Origin of the sequence: Streptomyces sp. MnatMP-M17, assembly GCF_900091995.1 — a bacterium.
In the GTDB taxonomy this organism is placed as follows: domain Bacteria; phylum Actinomycetota; class Actinomycetes; order Streptomycetales; family Streptomycetaceae; genus Streptomyces.
Genome location: NZ_FMDK01000031.1, coordinates 1 through 19,221, shown reverse-complemented (window position 1 = coordinate 19,221; position 19,221 = coordinate 1). Strand labels below are relative to the sequence as shown.

Annotated in this window: 17 protein-coding genes, 2 pseudogenes and 1 riboswitch; of the genes and pseudogenes, 2 read left to right on the top strand and 17 right to left on the bottom strand. The window is 69.4% G+C overall.

The annotated features are described in order from the left end of the window. Positions 1-509 (top strand): annotated as a pseudogene (locus tag GA0115259_RS01825) (hypothetical protein); the annotation flags it as partial. Between the two features lie 107 nt (positions 510-616). Here GA0115259_RS01825 and GA0115259_RS01820 read toward each other — a convergent pair. From GA0115259_RS01820 to rpsB, 10 genes are all read right to left on the bottom strand, one after another. Then, the gene (locus GA0115259_RS01820; protein WP_256097874.1) at positions 617-2,170 is read right to left on the bottom strand and encodes a glycosyltransferase family 39 protein; all 1,554 of its coding nucleotides are present in this window, start codon (positions 2,168-2,170) and stop codon (positions 617-619) included. A gap of 176 nt (positions 2,171-2,346) precedes the next feature. After that, positions 2,347-3,411 (bottom strand): ABC transporter ATP-binding protein, encoded by a 1,065-nt coding sequence (locus GA0115259_RS01815; protein ID WP_093589783.1) that lies wholly within the window; start codon positions 3,409-3,411, stop codon positions 2,347-2,349. Continuing rightward, positions 3,411-5,024: an ABC transporter permease gene (locus GA0115259_RS01810; protein WP_093589780.1), complete on the bottom strand. Its 1,614-nt coding sequence runs from the start codon at positions 5,022-5,024 to the stop codon at positions 3,411-3,413. The genes GA0115259_RS01815 and GA0115259_RS01810 overlap by 1 nt, the downstream gene beginning before the upstream one ends. 89 nt (positions 5,025-5,113) lie before the next feature. Further along, the gene (locus tag GA0115259_RS01805) at positions 5,114-6,211 is read right to left on the bottom strand and encodes a thiamine ABC transporter substrate-binding protein (protein ID WP_093589789.1); all 1,098 of its coding nucleotides are present in this window, start codon (positions 6,209-6,211) and stop codon (positions 5,114-5,116) included. Positions 6,212-6,333: 122 nt separating this feature from the next. Then, a riboswitch (TPP riboswitch) is annotated at positions 6,334-6,459 on the bottom strand. A gap of 122 nt (positions 6,460-6,581) precedes the next feature. Continuing rightward, positions 6,582-7,688 carry a dual-specificity RNA methyltransferase RlmN gene (rlmN, locus tag GA0115259_RS01800; protein WP_093589777.1) on the bottom strand — a complete coding sequence of 369 codons (1,107 nt, stop codon included), beginning with the start codon at positions 7,686-7,688 and terminating at the stop codon, positions 6,582-6,584. Positions 7,689-7,793: 105 nt separating this feature from the next. Beyond that, positions 7,794-8,879 carry a phosphatidate cytidylyltransferase gene (locus GA0115259_RS01795; RefSeq protein ID WP_093589774.1) on the bottom strand — a complete coding sequence of 362 codons (1,086 nt, stop codon included), beginning with the start codon at positions 8,877-8,879 and terminating at the stop codon, positions 7,794-7,796. Beyond that, positions 8,879-9,436: a ribosome recycling factor gene (frr, locus tag GA0115259_RS01790; protein WP_046499668.1), complete on the bottom strand. Its 558-nt coding sequence runs from the start codon at positions 9,434-9,436 to the stop codon at positions 8,879-8,881. Before frr ends, GA0115259_RS01795 begins: the two co-directional genes overlap by 1 nt. Positions 9,437-9,562: 126 nt before the next feature. Next, the gene (gene pyrH, locus GA0115259_RS01785; protein WP_046499667.1) at positions 9,563-10,327 is read right to left on the bottom strand and encodes a UMP kinase; all 765 of its coding nucleotides are present in this window, start codon (positions 10,325-10,327) and stop codon (positions 9,563-9,565) included. A gap of 158 nt (positions 10,328-10,485) precedes the next feature. Further along, positions 10,486-11,322, bottom strand: a complete 837-nt coding sequence (tsf, locus tag GA0115259_RS01780; RefSeq protein WP_093589771.1) for a translation elongation factor Ts — start codon at positions 11,320-11,322, stop codon at positions 10,486-10,488. A 92-nt stretch (positions 11,323-11,414) separates the two neighbouring features. Next, entirely contained in the window at positions 11,415-12,323 is a 909-nt protein-coding gene (rpsB, locus tag GA0115259_RS01775; protein WP_093589768.1) for a 30S ribosomal protein S2, read from the bottom strand. Between the two features lie 279 nt (positions 12,324-12,602). Between rpsB and GA0115259_RS01770 the strand changes: the two are divergent. Then, positions 12,603-13,190, top strand: a pseudogene (locus GA0115259_RS01770) (peptidoglycan DD-metalloendopeptidase family protein); the annotation flags it as partial. A gap of 154 nt (positions 13,191-13,344) precedes the next feature. Here the strand turns inward: GA0115259_RS01770 and GA0115259_RS01765 are convergent. The 7 genes from GA0115259_RS01765 to GA0115259_RS01735 form a co-directional block, all read right to left on the bottom strand. After that, positions 13,345-13,902, bottom strand: a complete 558-nt coding sequence (locus GA0115259_RS01765; RefSeq protein WP_093589766.1) for a TetR/AcrR family transcriptional regulator — start codon at positions 13,900-13,902, stop codon at positions 13,345-13,347. A gap of 61 nt (positions 13,903-13,963) precedes the next feature. Then, positions 13,964-14,800 carry an RNA polymerase sigma factor WhiG gene (whiG, locus tag GA0115259_RS01760; RefSeq protein ID WP_093589763.1) on the bottom strand — a complete coding sequence of 279 codons (837 nt, stop codon included), beginning with the start codon at positions 14,798-14,800 and terminating at the stop codon, positions 13,964-13,966. Between the two features lie 245 nt (positions 14,801-15,045). Then, positions 15,046-16,212 (bottom strand): DNA-processing protein DprA, encoded by a 1,167-nt coding sequence (gene dprA, locus GA0115259_RS01755; RefSeq protein WP_093589760.1) that lies wholly within the window; start codon positions 16,210-16,212, stop codon positions 15,046-15,048. Further along, positions 16,209-17,837, bottom strand: coding sequence for a YifB family Mg chelatase-like AAA ATPase (locus GA0115259_RS01750; RefSeq protein WP_093589757.1), 1,629 nt, complete (start codon positions 17,835-17,837; stop codon positions 16,209-16,211). Before GA0115259_RS01750 ends, dprA begins: the two co-directional genes overlap by 4 nt. Continuing rightward, entirely contained in the window at positions 17,837-18,214 is a 378-nt protein-coding gene (locus GA0115259_RS01745; protein WP_093589754.1) for a YraN family protein, read from the bottom strand. Before GA0115259_RS01745 ends, GA0115259_RS01750 begins: the two co-directional genes overlap by 1 nt. A gap of 128 nt (positions 18,215-18,342) precedes the next feature. Beyond that, entirely contained in the window at positions 18,343-18,651 is a 309-nt protein-coding gene (locus GA0115259_RS01740) for a DUF2469 domain-containing protein (RefSeq protein ID WP_014675276.1), read from the bottom strand. 55 nt (positions 18,652-18,706) lie between these two features. Further along, entirely contained in the window at positions 18,707-19,201 is a 495-nt protein-coding gene (locus GA0115259_RS01735) for an NUDIX hydrolase (protein ID WP_093589786.1), read from the bottom strand. Positions 19,202-19,221: the final 20 nt, after the last annotated feature.

The window sequence follows — 19,221 nt, the reverse complement described above, 5'->3', positions numbered from 1 at the left end:
TGCCGGGCCGCTTCGACGGCAGTTCGGCCGGTGTGCTGGCGGGCTGGTCGCTGACGGCCGTCGGGCTGGCCCTGGCCGGTCCCGGCATCACGTATCTCTGCGGCCGGCTGCTCCAGACCATGCGTCCCGGCGCGATCCGGCTGCTGGCGGGCCGCACGCTGATGGCCGAGGCCCGTGGGATCGGCCGTCCGCTCGGCGTCGTGTGCGCGGTGCTCTCGGGCGTGTTCGCCGCCAACTCCCTCTACGGACCTCGTGACGAGCCTCCCTTCGGCCCGCTCACCAGCCTCGGCGCGGCCCTGGTCATCGGCTGTACGGCGGCCACACTGCTGACGGCCGCGGTGGAGACGCGGCAGGCCCGGGTGCCCACCACCACGACTCTGCACCATCTGGGCGCCCACGCCGGGCTGCTTCGTACGGCGGCGGCGGTACGGGCGACCGCGATCCTGGCGATCTTCGCGCCGCTGACCTGGATGGTGGCGGCCCTGGCGGCGGTTCCGCTGACGACATAGGCCAGAAGCCGCCCGCCGTTCGGGAGTGGGCGGGACTGTGTGCCGGAAGTGTGCGGGGCCGGGAATGTGCGGGGCCGAGGATCAACTCCTCGGCCCCGCAGCCGTTTTCACTCCGCGTCGCCGCAGGCTCGGGCCGATCGGGCGTACAGCGTCACCTGCGCTCCTCGGACCCGCTCCCGCGCGCATGCGTGAAAGTACATACGGAGCACCGCGCGCTTCACCGCTTCCTGCGGCACGGCGTCCTCCGGCTCGCCCTGCGGATCGCTCAGCACCACGATGCGCGGTGTGGACAGCATCCGTGCGCGGATCCGCGCGGCGGACATCTCCTCGCCCTGGAGAGAACCGGACGCGGCCGGGCTCTCTTCGAGGGCCAGATCGTCCAGGGAGTCGAATGGACCGGTGGAGGAGAGCTTCCACTCACGGCGCCGCGCGGGTGTGAATATCAGCCCGTCCCCATCGGCGGAGACTTCTTCGACCGCCTTCCCTATGGCCGTCAGATCGTCCTTGCGGCTCTCGGGCGTCCGCAACTGTGAGCCGACAGGGACAAGAACGAGCGCGAGTACGGCGAACAGCCCGGCCGCAGCCCCGACACGGGCGGTGGGACGGTGGGTGCTTTCGGCGCCGGTCCACCGATTCGACCTCAACAGCCGGTCCAGCGTGGTGCCGAGCAGCAGCGCGATGCCCAGATTGGTGAAGAGGACATACCGGTCGACGTACATGGACGCGTAGAGGGAGCCGAGCAGCAGAACGGCGGTCGGGATCACGGCAAGAGGAAGCCCGACGCGCAGCACGGCGGTATTTCCCGTGCCCGTGCCCGTGCCCCTGCCCCTGCCCGTGTCCCTGCCCAGATATCCGGCGCAGGCCAGGGAGACAAGCGCCCAGCCCGCGATCTCCCACCACTTCCACGCCTTGGGCCAGCCGATCCAGGAGACCTGGTCGGACTGCCCCATGCTGAAGAGGATCAGCGGAAGCGATCCCACGAACGCGAGGCCGGCCGCGATGCGCCAGGCCCGTACGTTCCTCGGCGCGGGACGGATGACAGCGACCGACACACCGTGCGCGAGCAGCGCGAGTACGGCGAACTCATGCAGCCAGATCGCTGTCAGGCTCACCAGCGAGTAGAGCGCCCAGTGCGTGCCGGACGGTCTGTCGAGCGAACGGACCAGAAGGTAGGTGGAACACGCGACGAGCGCGCACACCATCGCATAGGAGCGCCCTTCCTGCGCGTACATCTGGATGTCCGGAACAAGGGCGAAGACCACTCCGCTGAGCACTCCCGCCCGTACTCCGGCCAGTCGGTGGGCGATGAGCCCGACAAAGGCCGCCGCCAGCGCTATGGCGAGTACGGAGGGCATCCGAAGCGTGAGCAGACCGCCGTCCCAGACTCCGTACAGAGCGTGCATGAAGAAGTAGTAGAGCCCGTGTACGGCGTCGGCGTGATGCAGCAGCCGCCAGATCTCGGAAAGACTCCTGTGCGCCACCTGATAGGTCACGGACTCGTCGCGCCACATGGTGCCGTCGCGCGTGATACCCCACATGCCGAGGGCGAAGGCGGCTGCCGCGGGTATCAGCCCGGCGGCCGGCCGGTCGCGTCCGGGATGTCCGGATATCCGCGAGGGCGATTCGCCGTCAGGGCTCTCTGCTGCCGCGGTCTCGGCCACGGCCGTCTCCTGCAGTTCGATGCCTGACCCCCTCAGCGGATGGAGCGGCCCTTGAGGGCGGCTCCGGACCGTCCCGGCACGGAGGAGCCACGCTACTCGACGCACGGTTGCCGCACCCGGAAAGCCCGGTGCCGCGCGCTCCGGCACCTCGCCCTCACACGCTCCGACACCACGCCCTACGACTGCCGCCGAAGCTCCGTGTCACGGTCGGGCAGCACCACCACCTCCTCCGCGGCGAACACCACTCCCACCACCGCGCCCTCCCGTGGCGCGTCCCTGAGCCCGCACTCGGCCTCAAGAACCGGTCCGCCGCCGGAGGACGCGTCGGGCCGCAGCAGCACCGCGACCCGGCTGCCACGGAACGTACGCGCCTCGACCGTGCAGCGCAGTCCGTCGCCGGGCTCGACCAGCCGTACACCGGCCGGCCTCACCAGCACCGACCGCTCTCCTGGCGCCGATCCTTCAGGCACCGGGATCTTTCCCCAGACCGTATCGGCGGCCTCGCCGCTCACCGTCGCGTCCACGACATTGTCGAAGCCCAGGAAGCGCGCCACGAACGCCGAGGCGGGCCGCTGCCAGACCGCCACCGGTGTGCCGGTCTGGGCGACGCGCCCGTCCCGCATCACCACGACGCGGTCGGCGAGCGCGAACGCCTCGCCCTGGTCATGGGTGACGGCGAGCACAGTCGTACCCAACCGTCCGAAGAGACCGCGCAGTTCGACCACCAGCCGCTCGCGCAGACTCCGGTCGAGCTGGCCGAGCGGCTCGTCCAGCATCAGCAGCCGTGGCCGTGGAGCCAGCGCCCGCGCCAGCGCGACGCGCTGCTGCTCACCGCCGGACAGCTCGGCGACGGCCCGCCGCTCCGCGCCCGGCAGTCCGACGAGATCGAGCAACTCCGCGACCCGGCCGGTCCGTTCGCCGCGCGAGGCACCGCGCATCCGCAGCCCGAAGGCGACATTGCCGCCCACGTCCCGCTGCGGAAAGAGCTGATGGTCCTGGAACATCAGCCCGACTCCGCGCCGGTGCACGGGCACTCCCGACTGGTCGGCGCCGTCCAGCAGTACCCGCCCGCCGTCCGGCCGCGTCAGTCCGGCCACCACGCGCAGCAATGTCGACTTGCCGCTTCCGCTCGGCCCCAGCACACATACGGTCTCGTGCTCGGCGATCTCCAGATCCACCGCGTCGAGCGCGGTACGGTCGCCGAACCGTACGGTCACGTCCGACAAGGTCAGCAGGGACATCAGAACTCTCCGGAGCGGTCGGTACGGATACGTTCCAGCGCCAGCAGCGACACCGCGCACACCACCATCAGTACGGTGGACAGGGCCATGGCCTGCCCATAGTTGAGTTCGCCGGGCCGCCCGAGCAGCCGTGCCACGGCCACCGGCAGCGTCGGCCGGTCCGGGCGCGCGATGAACACCGTCGCACCGAACTCACCGAGCGAGACCGCGAACGCGAAACCGGCCGCGACCAGCAACGCCCTTCGTACCAGCGGCAGATCGACCTCCCGCCAGACACGCAGCGGCGACGCTCCGAGGACGGCCGCCGCCTCGCGCAGCCGCCCGTCCACCGCCCGCAGCACCGGCAGCATGGTCCGTACGACGAACGGGACGCCCACCAGGGCCTGTGCGAGCGGCACCAGAATCCAGGAGGCCCGCAGATCGAGCGGCGGCTTGTCGAGTGTGATCAGAAAGCCGAAGCCGACGGTCACCGCGGAGACTCCGAGCGGCAGCATGAGCAGCGCGTCGAAGCCGCGTACGAGCCGGCCCGCGCGCCGGGTCAGCGCGGCGGCGGCGAGACCGCCCACCACCAGCGCCACGGCCGTCGCGACCAGCGCGTAACGGAGAGAGTTCCAGACCGCTTCCAGCGGAGGTACGAGAAAGGTCCCGCCGCTCGCGTCCACCGAGCCGAGCGCCCGGTAGAAGCCGAAACCGTACCCGCCGGGCCCGTCGAGGGAGCGCTCGACCAGTACGCCCAGCGGCAGCAGGACCAGCAGCAGCACGGTGCCGAGCACTCCGCCGAGCAGCGCCCACTGCCCGGCGCCGCGCGGTCTGCGCGCGGTCAGCGCGGGATCGACCAGCTTCAGCGCGCCCTCCCGTCTGCGTACGGTCCACGCGTGCACGGCCAGCACACCGCCGACCGCCGCGAACTGTACGAGTGTGAGCACGGCCGCGGTGGGCAGGTCGAGCAGTTGCGCGGTCTGCCGGTAGATCTCCACCTCCAGCGTGGAGTAGGCGGGACCGCCCAGGATCTGTACGACGCCGAAGGAAGTGAAGGTGAAGAGGAAGACCATCAGCGCGGCGGCGGCCACGGCGGGCGCGAGGGCCGGCAGCGTCACCCGCCACCAGGCCATGAGCCGGCCGACGCCCAGTACTCGCGCGGCCTCCTCCTGGCGCGGATCGAGCTGTGCCCACAGACCGCCCACGGTCCTGACGACCACGGCGTAGTTGAAGAAGACATGGGCGAGGAGGATCGCCCAGACGGTGGTGTCGAGCCGTACGCCCCACACCTCGTCCAGCGGTCCGCCGCGCCCGAGCAGCGCGAGGAAAGCCGTGCCGACGACGACCGTGGGCAGGACGAACGGGACGGTGACCACCGCGCGCAGGAGCTGTCTGCCGGGGAAGTCGAAGCGCGCGAAAACGTATGCGCCGGGCAGTGCGATCAGCAAGGTGAGCGCGGTGGAGGCGAGCGCCTGCCAGGTGGTGAACCACAGGACGTCGAGGATGTCCGGACGGCTCAGTACGTCACCGACGCGGCCGAACCGCCAGACACCGTCAGCCTGGAGCCCGCGGCCGACGATCGCGGCCACGGGATAGGCGAAGAAGACCGCGAAGAACGCGACGGGCACGGCCATGAGGGCGAGCCGGACGGCGTTCGTGCGCCCGGCCCGCCTTCTCTTCGAGGTGCGACGGGTCTGCCGGGCCCGGCTCGCCGCCTTTTCGGCTACTTCACCACGAGTGAGGTCCACGACTGGATCCACTGCTCACGGTTGGCGGCGATCTTGTCGGGTGCCACGGTCTCGGGCTCGCTGACCGTCGCGCCGAACTTCGTGAACAGCTCGGGCAGCTCCACACTCTTGACGACCGGGTTGACGAACATATTGAGCGGCATGTCCGCCTGGAAGGTCTCGCTGATCAGAAAGTCCAGCAGGGCCTTGCCGCCCGCCTCGTTCTTCGCGCCCGTGAGCAGCCCGGCGAACTCGATCTGCCGGAAGCAGGTGCCGGTGGAGACTCCGGTCGGGGCCTCCTTCGGCTGCGGCTCGGCGTACAGCACCTCGACGGGCGGGCTGGAGGCGTACGAGACGACGAGCGGACGGTCGGCCTTGGCCTTCTTGCCTCCGGCCGAGCCCGAGAAGCTCTCGTTGTAGGCCTGTTCCCAGCTGTCCACGACCTGGACGCCGTTGGCCTTCAGCTTCTTCCAGTACTCCTGCCAGCCGTTGTCGCCGTACCGCGCGGCCGTGCCGAGAAGGAAGCCGAGACCGGGCGAGGAGGTCGCGGCGTTCTCGGTGACCAGCAGATTCTTGTACTGCGGCTTGATCAGATCGTCAAAAGACTGCGGAGGTGCGAGCTTTTTGTCCGCGAAATACTTCTTGTCATAGTTGACACAGATATCGCCGGTGTCGATCGGTGTGACGCGGTTCTTGCTCCCGTCGAGCCGGGTGGCCGCGTCGACCTGGTCGAGGCCCTCCGCCTCGTACGGTGTAAAGAGACCGTTGTCGAGGGCACGGGAGAGCAGGGTGTTGTCGACGCCGAAGAAGACATCGCCCTGAGGCGAACCTTTGGTCAGGATCTCCTTGTTGAGGGCCTCGCCCGCGTCTCCGCTCTTCAGCACCTTGACCGTGTAGCCGGTCCGCGCGGTGAACTCCTTGAGCACGGCGGGAGTGGCGTTGAACGAGTCGTGGCTGACCAGAGTGACGGTCTTCGACACCGTCCCGCCGCCGCCCGTACCGGCGCTGTCGCCGGACGACGCGGAGCCGTCGGAGCCGCCGCAGGCGGCGAGCGAGGAGACTCCGAGCGCGGCGGCGACCGCGGCGACCGCCATTCTTCTGACGCTGATGGTGCTCACTGGTGTGGTGCTCACTGATTTTCCTCCTGGGATGTCCAGGAGAAGACGCGGCCCTGCCCGGAGTCCGGACGGACCGGACTCCGGGCAGGGCGCAACAGCTTGAGTGGTGACCGAACTTCCTACCCAGAATGACCTGGGCGAGGTTCAGAGGGTCTGTGGCCGCTGCCCGCTCTCACGGACATATGCCACACTCTCAGCGCTGTGGCGCTCCCCTGTCGGAAAATATGCAATGCGTTCGCGCCAAGGCTACATGCACCACATATCCGGGCCCGGTTCGCCTCTGGGACAGCCTGCTCACGGGCAGGTCCGTCGGCCGCGCGGCCCGCCCGCCAGGAGCCACGACGTCCTACCGCTCCGACGCGGCCAACTGCCCGCACGCTCCGTCGATCTCCTGGCCGCGGGTGTCCCGTACGGTCACGGGTACTCCATGAGCCGCGATCGCCTCGACGAACGCCTTCTCGTCCTCGGGCCGCGAGGCCGTCCACTTCGATCCCGGTGTCGGGTTGAGCGGGATCAGATTGACGTGCACCCGCTTGCCCTTGAGCAGCCGGCCCAGCCGGTCACCGCGCCACGCCTGGTCGTTGATGTCACGGATCAGCGCGTACTCGATGGAGACCCGGCGGCCCGACTTCTCCGCGTACTCCCACGCCGCGTCCAGCACTTCCCGTACCTTCCAGCGCGTATTGACCGGGACGAGGGTGTCGCGCAGCTCGTCGTCGGGCGCGTGCAGGGAGACCGCGAGCCGGCACTTGAAGCCCTCGTCGGCGAAGCGCAGCATCGCGGGCACCAGACCGACCGTCGAGACGGTGATCCCGCGCTGCGACAGTCCCAGACCGTCGGGCTCGGGATCGGTCAGCCGGCGGATCGCACCGACCACCCGCCTGTAGTTGGCGAGCGGCTCGCCCATGCCCATGAAGACGATGTTCGACAACCGGGAGGGCCCGCCCGGCACATCCCCGTCGCGCAGGGCGCGCATTCCATCCACGATCTGGTGCACGATCTCGGCGGTGGACAGATTGCGGTCGAGACCGGCCTGTCCGGTGGCGCAGAACGGGCAGTTCATCCCGCAGCCCGCCTGCGACGAGATACACATCGTGACCCTGTCCGGATAGCGCATCAGCACGGACTCGACCAGGGTGCCGTCGTGCAGCCGCCAGAGCGTTTTACGGGTGGTGTCGTCGTCGCAGGAGATATGCCGCACCACCGACATCAGCTCGGGCAGCAGCTCCGCCGCGAGCTTCTGACGCGCGGCGGCCGGGATGTCGGTCCACTGCTCGGGATCGTGTGCGAACCGCGCGAAGTAGTGCTGCGAAAGCTGCTTGGCACGGAACGCCTTCTCGCCCATCGCGGCGACGGCCTCGCGGCGCTCGGCGGGAGTGAGGTCGGCGAGATGCCGCGGGGGCTTCTTGGCTCCGCGGGGCGCGACAAAGGTGAGTTCTCCAGGTACAGGCATGGTGGATCCAGTGTCGCAGACATACGAAGGAGGCCCGCTGTCCTGTGGACAACGGGCCTCCGTACGGTATCGGGCCTGATCACAAGCGTGACCGGAGGCGCCCGGTCAGGATCCGACGAAGATCACCAGCAGCAGCCAGAACACCGGCGCCGTGGGCAGCAGCGAGTCGAGCCGGTCCATGATGCCGCCGTGTCCGGGCAGCAGGGTGCCCATGTCCTTGATGCCGAGATCGCGCTTGATCATGGACTCGCCGAGATCGCCGAGCGTGGCGGTGGCCGCGACCGCCAGTCCGAGCAGCAGGCCCTGCCACCAGATCCCGTCGTTGATCAGGAACTGCATGCAGAGCGCGCCCGCCACCATGGCGAAGACGATCGCTCCGGCCAGCCCTTCCCTGGTCTTGCCAGGGCTGATGCGCGGCGCGAGCTTGTGCGTACCGAAGCGCCAGCCGACCGCGTACGCGCCCGTGTCGCTGACGACCGTGAGCACCATGAACATCAGGACCCGCCGCGGACCGTCGTCCGCCGTGAGCATCATCGTCACGAAGGTGGCCAGGAACGGTACGTAGAACGCGGCGAAGATCCCGGCGGTGACGTCCTTCAGATAGCCCTCGGGCGGTTCCGTCATCCGCCAGACCAGCACCGCGAGCGCCGTCAGGGCCATCGCGACCCAGGCGCCCTCGGCACCGCGCAGATAGCCGGCGACGACCATCGCGGCGCCGCCGATCGCCAGCGGTACCAGCGGGGCCTTGATGCCCTTCTTCTCGTCCAGCCGCGAGGTCAGCTCCCACAGCCCGACAACCACCGCGACCGCGACGACACCCACGAACACGGCCTTGACGATGAAGAGCGACGCCACGACGACCACACCGAGGCCGAGGCCCACTCCTATGGCCGCGCGCAGATCACGGCCCGCCCGCTTCCTCGGTGGCGGTGGTGACTGTGCTCCCATGGGCTCCTGTCGCGTCTCGTCACGGAACAGAGGGCCGCCCGGCCGAGCACCCTCCCGGTCGTCATCCTGGTCCCCGCCGTTCGCGGGTCCGTCGGGCACGATGGGCATGGGCCGAGTCTGCTGTGTGTCCAGCGCGTCGTATGCGGGACCCGCCGGGGCGGCCCCGTGGTCGGTCGGTCCCCAGTAGTCGGTGTAACCGGAGTAACCGGCCGTCGGCGGGGCTCCCCGGGAAGAGTCGTTCATCAGACCTCGAGCAGCTCGGCTTCCTTGTGCTTGAGCAGCTCGTCCACCTGCGCGACATACTTCGCGGTGGTGTCGTCGAGCTCCTTCTCCGCGCGGCGTCCCTCGTCCTCGCCGACCTCGCCGTCCTTGACCAGTTTGTCGATGGTCTCCTTGGCCTTGCGGCGGACCGCGCGGATCGAGATCTTCGAGTCCTCGGCCTTGGTCTTGGCGACCTTGATGAACTCCTTGCGGCGGTCCTGGGTCAGCTCCGGGAACACCACCCGGATGATATTGCCGTCGTTGCTCGGGTTGACGCCGAGGTCGGAGTCACGGATCGCCTGCTCGATATTGCGCAGGGCGCTCTTGTCGAACGGGGTCACCACCGCCATCCGCGCCTCGGGCACGGCGAACGAGGCGAGCTGGTTGATCGGGGTCAGGGCACCGTAGTAGTCCGCCACGATCTTGTTGAACATCGCCGGATGTGCCCGCCCTGTGCGGATCGCGGCGAAGTCGTCTTTGGCGACCAGGACGGCCTTCTCCATCTTCTCCTCGGCCTCGAGGAGGGTCTCTTCGATCACCACTTGCTCCTGCGTGTCTTGAGTGGGCCCGGCGTGCGCGTGGGCCGGCGGAACCTGCGTCGCGTCTTCTCCTGCACGGTGTCCGACCGGCAGGGCTCTGTCCATCCCGTACGGGGCCGGCCCGGATCAGGTCCGGGTGCCCTGGTCGCTCACGAGCGTGCCGATCTTCTCACCCTTGACCGCACGCGCGATATTGCCTTCCTTCAGCAATTCGAAGACAAGAATCGGCAGTTTGTTGTCCTGGCACAGCGTGATCGCGGTCATGTCGGCGACGCGCAGATCACCAGCGATCACCTCGCTGTACTCCAGCGCGTCGAACTTGACCGCGTCGGGGTTGGTCTTGGGGTCCGAGTCGTACACCCCGTCCACACCGTTCTTACCCATCAGCAGCGCCTGGGCGTCGATCTCCAGCGCACGCTGGGCGGCGGTGGTGTCGGTGGAGAAGTACGGCATGCCCATACCGGCGCCGAAGATGACCACACGACCCTTCTCCATGTGGCGCACGGCGCGCAGCGGGATGTACGGCTCCGCGACCTGGCCCATGGTGATGGCGGTCTGGACGCGGGAGTCGATGCCTTCCTTCTCCAGGAAGTCCTGGAGGGCCAGGCAGTTCATCACCGTGCCGAGCATGCCCATGTAGTCGGAGCGTGCCCGGTCCATACCGCGCTGCTGGAGTTCCGCGCCGCGGAAGAAGTTGCCACCGCCGATGACGACCGCGATCTGGGCGCCGTCCCGGACGACGGCGGCGATCTCGCGGGCGATGGCGTGTACGACGTCGGGGTCGACGCCGAGCGCTCCCCGGCCGGCGAACGCCTCACCGGACAGCTTCAGCATGAAGCGGCCGTGCTTCGTGCCGTCGTCGCTCTTGTCGGCTTTGTCGGCCTGTTCCATGGAGATCTCCTCGTGCACATACGAAGAAGGCCATTGCCCGGGGGTCCTCGCGGTTCCCAGTGCGGCAATGGCCTCCTCGTCAGATCTGCGGTCGCCCGGCGCGTACGCGGACGACTGCGTCAGACCCTATCGGGGTCTTCGGTCGATCGCGTACGGACTCAGATGCCGACCTTGATGCGCGCGAAGCGCTTCAGGGTGACACCAGCCTCGTCCAGCACCTTCTGGACGGTCTTCTTGCTGTCCTTCGCGAACGCCTGCTCCAGGACGACGACCTCCTTGAAGAAGCCGTTGACGCGACCTTCGACGATCTTGGGCAGGGCGGCCTCGGGCTTGCCCTCCTCACGCGAGGTGGCCTCGGCGACACGGCGCTCGTTCTCGACCGTCTCGGCCGGGACCTCGTCGCGGTTGAGGTACTTCGGGGCGAAGGCGGCGATGTGCTGCGCGACGTCCTTGGCGACCTGGGCGTCTTCCTTGTCCAGCTCCACCAGCACACCGACCTGCGGCGGGAGGTCGGGCATGGTGCGGTGCATGTAGGCGGCCACATAACCGCCGGTGAACTGCGCGAAGCGGTCCAGGACGATCTTCTCGCCGAGGTTGGCGTTCGCCTCGTCCACATACGCCTGGACGGTCTTGCCGGCCTCGATCTCGGAGGCGAGGAGCGCCTCCAGGTCGGCCGGGGAGGTCGCGGCGACATGGGCGGCGAGCGTGTTGGCCACGCTCTGGAACTTCTCGCCCTTGGCGACGAAGTCCGTCTCGCACTTCAGCTCGACCAGTACGCCGGAGGTCTTGTCCTCGGAGATGAGGGAGACGACGGCGCCGTTCTCGGCCGAACGGCCCTCGCGCTTGGCGACGCCCTTCTGGCCCTTGACGCGGAGGAACTCGACGGCGCTGTCGACGTTGCCGTCGGCCTCGTCCAGTGCCTTCTTGCAGTCCATCATGCCGGCGCCGGTGAGCTCACGGAGCTTCTTGACGTCGGCGGCGGTGTAATTCGCCATGATCTGTAATTCTCTCTCGAAGGTCTGAAAGATCTACGGGTGAACGGCGAGGGCCGTCGGCCCCCGCCGTCAACTGCCGAACCGATGAAAGGTCAGGCCTGCTCGGCGTCCGCGGCCGGGGCCTCGGCCTCCGCGTCGGCGACCTTCTCCGTCTCGGCGGACGTCTGGACCTCTGCCTCTGCCTCGGGCTTGGCGGCCTCGACAACCGTCTCGTCGGTCTTCTTCTCGCCTTCGAGCAGGTCGCGCTCCCACTCGGCGAGGGGCTCGCCGGCGGCCTTCTCGCCCGGCTTGGAGTCACCCGTGGCGACACCGGAGCGGGCGATGAGGCCCTCGGCGACGGCGTCGGCGATCACACGGGTGAGCAGGGTGACAGAGCGGATCGCGTCGTCGTTGCCCGGAATCTTGTAGTCGACCTCGTCGGGGTCGCAGTTGGTGTCGAGGATCGCGACGACCGGGATGTGGAGCTTGCGCGCCTCACCGACGGCGATGTGCTCCTTCTTGGTGTCGACGATCCAGACGGCGCTGGGCACCTTCTGCATTTCGCGGATACCGCCGAGGGTCTTCTCCAGCTTGGCCTTCTCGCGGGAGAGGACCAGCAGCTCCTTCTTGGTGAGACCGGAGGCGGCCACATCCTCGAAGTCGATCTGCTCAAGCTCCTTCAGACGCTGGAGGCGCTTGTAGACGGTGGAGAAGTTGGTGAGCATGCCGCCCAGCCAGCGCTGGTTGACATAGGGCATGCCGACGCGCGTCGCCTGCTCGGCGATGGCCTCCTGGGCCTGCTTCTTCGTACCGACGAACATGATGGAGCCGCCGTGCGCGACGGTCTCCTTGACGAACTCGTAGGCGCGGTCGATGTACGACAGCGACTGGAGCAGGTCGATGATGTAGATGCCGTTGCGCTCGGTGAAGATGAAGCGCTTCATCTTCGGGTTCCAGCGACGGGTCTGGTGACCGAAGTGGACGCCGCTTTCCAGCAGCTCCCGCATCGTGACGACGGCCATGGCCGTACTCCTTGAGATACTCGGTTGTCGCGTCCACCGGACGGCGGACGCGCCTGACGTCCCGGTGCGCTGTGCCACGGAGGACCGAGAAGCGCTGACATCGGCGCGAAGAGGGCCGATGGCGGGGCGTGCGAAGTCGACCCGGTGACCCGGATCGCCACAAGAAGTGTACGGGACCTTCGCACCCACGGGTGACGGCGCTGTCCACAACCGCTCGGTTGTCCACAGAACCGGTTCATGATCAGCGCGGTCGCGTCGTTCCGGGCCACGCTGGGTGCCATGATCACTGTCCGTATCGATGCATGTTCCGCTGTCCGCTCTGTCCTCTCTGTCCTCGCGCTCGTTCTCGTTCTCGCTCTCGTCGTTCCGCTGTTCCCACTGTTCTGTCACTCCGCCGCCGCGGCCACCAGGTCACAGGGCGAGGACGGTGGCCGGGTCTGGCCGGTCGGGCCGCGGCCCGTGGTGCTGCGCGGCTGGGAGCCGCCCTCGTCCGCGTACGGTCCAGGTCACCGTGGAGTGGATCTCGCCGCCGCGCGGGGAGCCGTGGTACGGGCCGCCGCCGGAGGCCGGGTCTCCTTCGCGGGCCGGGTGGCGGGCCGTGGAGTGCTGGCGATCACGCTGACCGGCTCGGGCGTCCCGCCGTTGCGGATCACCTATGAGCCGGTGGAACCGCTGGTCTCCAAGGACGACGAGGTGACGGCGGGCCGGCCGGTTGCCACCGTGTCCACCGGCTTGTCGCACTGTGCCGCGAGCTGTCTGCACTGGGGACTGCTGAGAGGCACCGTCTATTTGGATCCGCTGTCGCTGCTGCCGCCGGAGCTGCTCCGCCCGGGCCCGTCCCGGCTGCTCCCGGTCCTCGGTGTCCCGGAGACCGCCACAAGCGCGATGCCTCTGCCGTCTCTCTCGTCGGCTCCGGCGTCCATGGCGTCGATGGCATACGGCGTACCGCATGCGGTCGTCCTGTTGGCCCTGGCGGTGTGGGCGCACCGTGCGGAACGCCGCCGGGCGTGTGCGCGGCGGCTCAGCCTCGTACGCCGCGCAGCGCCATGGACACCGCCGCCTCGGCGATCTCCGGTGGAGCCTCGGCCGCGCCGAGTTCGATACGGCGGACCGCCGCGTCCACCACGCCCTGGAGCAGCATCGCGGCGAGCCGTGGCTGGTCATGGCCGAGTTCGCCGAGGGCCTCCACGATCATGGCGATCAGACCGCCGTGCGCGGCGCGGATCTTCTCCCGGGCTCCCGCGTCGAGTTCACTCGCGGAGATGGCGACGACGGCGCGGTGCCGGCGGTCGCCGACCAGCGCGAGCTGCTGCCGTACATAGGCCTCGATCTTGCCCTCGGGCGTCTGTGCGCCGGCCATGGCCGCCTCGACCTCCGCCGCCCAGACCGGGAAGTCAACGGCGCACAGCTCTTCGACAACGGCGGCGCGCGAGCGGAAGTACTCGTAGACGGAGGACCTGGCGAGGCCCGTGCGCTCGGCGAGGGCGGGGAAGGTCAGCGCGTCCGTGCCGCCTTCGGACAGCAGGGAGCGCGCGGCGTCCAACAGGGCGCCACGTTGCATGGTCCGGTGCTCGGCCACCGAGGCCGCTCGAATCCTGGGCACGTCACCACTTTACGGATGAGGCGTCTCCGGTACAGCGTCAGCGTCCGACGTCGGCCAGCTTGGCCCGCAGTTGCAGTACGGACTTTGTGTGGATCTGACTGACCCTGCTCTCCGTCACGCCGAGGACATGGCCGATCTCGGCGAGCGTGAGGCCCTCGTAGTAGTAGAGCGTGACCACGGTCTTCTCCCGCTCGGGGAGCGTATTGATGGCGCGCGCCAGCAGCCGCCGCAGTTCGCGGTCCTCGGCCACCTCCACCGGATCGTCGGCGGCGGTGTCCTCCAGGGTGTCCATCAGGCTGAGCCGGTCGCCGCCCTCGCCGCCGACATGCAGCAGTTCCTCCAGCGCCACGACATTCGCCAGGGACAACTGGCTGAAAACCGCATGCAGCTCCTCCAGCGCGATTCCCATCTCCGCGGCGACCTCGGCCTCGGAGGGCGTGCGTCTGAGCTGCGCCTCCAGCGTGGCATAGGCGCGCTCGACGGCTCTGGCCTTCTGCCGTACGGAGCGCGGGATCCAGTCCAGGGCCCTGAGCTCATCGATCATCGCGCCACGGATCCGGGTGATCGCGTAGGTCTCGAACTTGATGGAGCGTTCGATGTCGAACTTCTCGATCGCGTCGATCAGTCCGAAGACGCCGGAGGAGACGAAGTCGGCCTGCTCGACATTGGACGGCAGTCCCACACTGACCCGGCCCGCCACATACTTCACCAACGGTGAGTAGTGCAGGATCAACTGCTCACGCAGCCGCTCGTCGCCCGTGGTCTTGTACGACCGCCACAGCTCGTCGAGCGACGAGGGCGCCGGGGGCCGTACGGCGCTCCGGGCAGCCGGGGGCGCTGCCGCGCGGTCAGACCCGGAGGTGTGCTGGGGCATGCGTTGCCTTGAGCCGTTCTGCAGTCGAATGCGGGGGACGTCGTCTGTCTGGGGCCGGAATGCAGGTGAGCGTAGCGTGAGTGGAGCGTCGCTCCACGCGTGCAACAGGCGACCGCGCCCGCTCCGGTGGACGCCTTCGACCACGCCTTCGATCCGCGGCCGACACCGCTCGCGCCGGTCCGTCAGGCATCGCTGATGGAGTTGCAGAGATCATCGCTCTCACCCTTTCACCCGAATGCCCCAGGTCAAGTACCGCCTCGCCGCGCGGTGGCCGTCGGAGTCGGCCGGGAGGCCAGCCGCCAGCCGTCTCCGTGCCGCTCGACAAATCCCAGGGAATGGAGTTCGTACAACCTGCCGAGCGTCTCGTCGGAGCTCGTTCCGGCGCTTCGCGCGATCTCCGGCCCGGCGGCGGTGCCCCGGGCAGGCAGCGCCTCCAGGACCCGTGCGCTGACGGGATCGAGCAGATCCCTGGGCAGTACGGGTCCTCGGCGCGGCGGTGCCAGCTCGCCCATGTCACCGACCAGCTCGGCCACCTCCGCGGCGTCCGTGACCAGTACTCCTTCGCCGCGCAGCAGCTCGTGCACACCGGCCGAGAGCCCGCTGGTGACCGGTCCCGGCACGCCCATCGTGAAGCGGCCGAGCCGCTGTGCGTCGCGCGCGGTGGCCAGGGAGCCGCTGCGGTACTCCGCCTCCACCACGACCGTGCCGCGGGTGAGCGCGGCGATCACCCGGTTGCGCAGAACGAATCTGCTGCGCGTGGGATGGTCGCCCGGCGCCAGCTCCGCGATGACCAGGCCCTGCTGGACAATGCGTCCGATCAGCTCGGCGTGACCACGCGGATAGACCACATCCACGCCGCAGGCCAGCACGGCCACGGTCGCACCGCCGGCCGCGAGCGCGCCCCGGTGTGCCGCGCCGTCCACACCGAACGCGGCGCCGGAAGTCACCACCCAGCCGCGCTCGGCGAGCCCCGAGCCGAGGCTCGCCGCCATATGTGCCCCATACGAGGTACACGCACGGGCGCCCACCACGGCGACGGAGCGCAGCGACCAGATCCGCAGGTCCGGATGGCCCCGCACCCAGAGCCCGATGGGCCTGGCCTCGCCGAGGTCGTCGAGCTGACTGGGCCACTCGGTGTCGCCCGGGCAGACGAACCGTCCGCCGAGCGCGGTGACCGCCGCCAGATCGCGCTCCGGCCGGGCCGCCTCGGCCCGTATCCGATAGCCGTCGAGCCGCTGCTCGCGGACCCCGGTGAGCCGGCCGCGCCCGGCGTCCGGCGAGGTGAGCAGCGCCAGCACCTCGGCGGCGCCGAACTCGCGCAGCCACCGTCCACCATGCTCGTCGCCGGGCTCCAGCACCCGGGTGAGCGCCGCGCGCGCCAGCCGTTCCTCTGGGCTGACGCCCGGCGTCATGACGGCCCTCCGGCCGCGACCACCGCGCCTCGGGCGATACCGGTGCGCAGCTCCAGCGCGAGGGCGACATCGCGTGCCTCCGGCCTGCCGTGCCCGGCGAGATCCGCGACCGTCCAGGCCACCCGCAGCACCCGGTCGAGACCGCGCGCGGTGAGCAGTCCGCGCTCCAGATCGCGTTCGGCAGCAGCGAGCGCACCGGGCACGACCGGCCAGCGGGTACGCAGCTCATGGCCGGGCACCTCGCTGTTGACCGCCCACGGAGTGCCCTCCAGCCGGGCCGCCGACCGGGCCCTGGCGTCTCGTACCCGTGCGGCGACCGTCGCCGTGGGCTCGCCTCTGCCGCCCTGTCCCATCAGATCCTCGCGATGCACGGGCTGGACGCCGACCCGCAGATCGACGCGGTCGAGCAGCGGCCCGGACAGCCTCGACTGATAGCGGCGGATCACCGAGGGTGGGCACTCGCATCCGGCGCCATGCAGGGTGTGCCGCCCGCACGGACAGGGATTGGCCGCGAGGACCATCAGAAAGCGGGCCGGGAGCCGCACCACTCCCGCGCTGCGCGCCACCACCACATGTCCCGACTCCAGCGGCTGCCGCAGCGCGTCCAGCGCACGCCCTGAGAACTCGGGCGCCTCGTCCAAAAAGAGCACGCCACGGTGTGCCAGCGACACCGCGCCCGGTCTGGGCAGACCGTTCCCACCGCCGACCAGGGACTGCATGGTGGCCGAGTGATGTGGCGCGCAGTAGGGCACCGTACGGACCAACGGCTCGCCGGGCGGCAGAATGCCCGCCACCGAGTGCACCGCCGTGACCTCCAGCGACTCCTGTGCGGTCAGCGGCGGCATGATCCCGGGCAGCCGCTCGGCCAGCATGGTCTTGCCCGCTCCCGGCGGGCCCTGGAGCAGCAGATGGTGTCCGCCCGCCGCGGCCACCTCCAGTGCCTTGCGTACCGGTGCCTGACCGGCCACATCGGCCAGATCGGGACGGTGTCCCTCGCTCTCCCCGCCCCCGGCCGCCAGACCGGTGCCGACGCCCGCGCCCGGCACCATCAGCCCGGCCGTCATCGCGTCCGGACGCCCCCTCACGGTGTCCCGTGGCTCCTCGGGCACCGGCTCGTCGGTCAGTACGGCGATGAGCTGCCGCAGGCTCCGTACTCCGAGGACCGACACCCCGGGCACCAGGGACGCCTCGCCCGCGGTCTGCTCGGGAACGACCACCTGGCGATAACCGGCCTCGGCCGCCGCGAGCACCGCAGGCAGCACCCCGCGCACCGGTCTGACCCGCCCGTCGAGGCCCAGCTCCCCGATCAGCACCAGATCGGCGATGGCGGCGGCGTCCAGGCGCTCGGCCGCACCGAGCACCGCAGCGGCGACCGCTAGATCGAACCCGCTGCCGCCCTTGGGCACGGACGCCGGGCTCAGCCCCACCGTGAGCTTCTTCTGCGGCCACTCGGCGCCGGAGTTCACCACCGCCGCCCTGACCCGGTCCCGACTCTCCACCAGGCTCTTGTCCGGCAGTCCCACCAGCGTGAACGCGGCCACGCCCGGCTCCAGATCCGCCTGGACCTCGACCACCACGCCCTCGACACCCACCAGCGCCACCGAACACGCTCGCGCGAATCCCATCAGGCCACCCCCCGCGCGTGCTCGACCTCGGGCGCGCCTCGTCGAGGCAGCACCACTCCGATCAGATCGATCCGCACTCCGCCGGGCGGCGGGCCGCCGTACCGCTCCAGCCAGCAGCCCGCGAGCCGTCTCAGCCGGTCCGCCTTCTCCTGGGTCACGGCGGCCATCGGATGCTCGAACGAGCCGGCCCTGCGGGTCTTCACCTCACAGACGACCAGCACATCACTGCCCCGGGCATCGCTGTCCCGGGCCACGATGTCGATCTCGCCCGTCCTGCCGCACCGCCAATTGCGTGCCAGCACGGTCATCCCGGACTCGGCCAGCCGGCGGACCGCCAGCTCCTCGCCGTACCGTCCCAGTGCCCCCGTCGCGTTCATCTCGGCACCACCTCCGGCACCGACTCTGACGCGACCGCCCGCAACAAGTGGATCTTGGTGGACAACTCGCCCGTTGTGGATAACTTGGTCACCCTCACGAGCGGGCACAGCGCCCCGGCTCATGCCCTTCAGCCGCCGGGCAGTTCGAGGTCGCTCTTGTTCAGCTCCTCGATATTCACATCCTTGAATGTGAGGACACGCACCTGCTTGACGAACCTGGCCGGCCTGTACATGTCCCAGACCCAGGCATCCGCCATCGTGACCTCGAAGAAGACCTCACCCTGCACCGAGTGCACCTGCATCTCGTAATCATTGGTGAGATAGAAACGACGCTCGGTCTCGATCACATATTTGAACAGACCGACGACATCGCGGTACTCCCGGTAGAGCTTCAGCTCCATCTCGGTCTCGTACTTCTCGAGGTCCTCGGCGCTCATGGCATGTTCCCCTTCAGCCGTACGTCCCCCCATTGTGCTCCGGAGCCGCGCACCCTCAGACGATTTCGGGGGCGAGGACCACCGGCGGATCCGGAGGACCCTCGTCGAGCAGCGTACGCAGCAGCTCGGCGAGCCTGGTCGGGTACACCGTCTCACGCGCCGCCGAGAGTTCGGCGGAGGTCCACCACCTCAGCCCCGCGACGCTGCGCAGCTCCAGCTCCGTCAGCCCGTCCGGCGAGGTCTCGGTCTGCGCCGTACGTGCCAGGAAGTACCACTCGTCCTGATCCCAGCGTCGCCCGTCGAACGGAAAGGAGCACATCCGGCGCCAGAGCACGGGCCCCAGCTCCACCTGTGTGATCCCCGTCTCCTCCGCCAGCTCGCGCAGCGCGGCCTCTTCCCGGGTCTCGTCGCCCTCCAGACCGCCGCCGGGCGTGAACCACCAGTCCTTGTCCGGATCGTCCGGCTCGAATCCGTGCAGCAGCAGAATCCGGTCCTGCGGATCCAGCAGCACCACCCGGGCCACCTTGCGAAGCCCGCCCTGCCCGCCCAGCCCGGCCCGCTCGCCCTGCC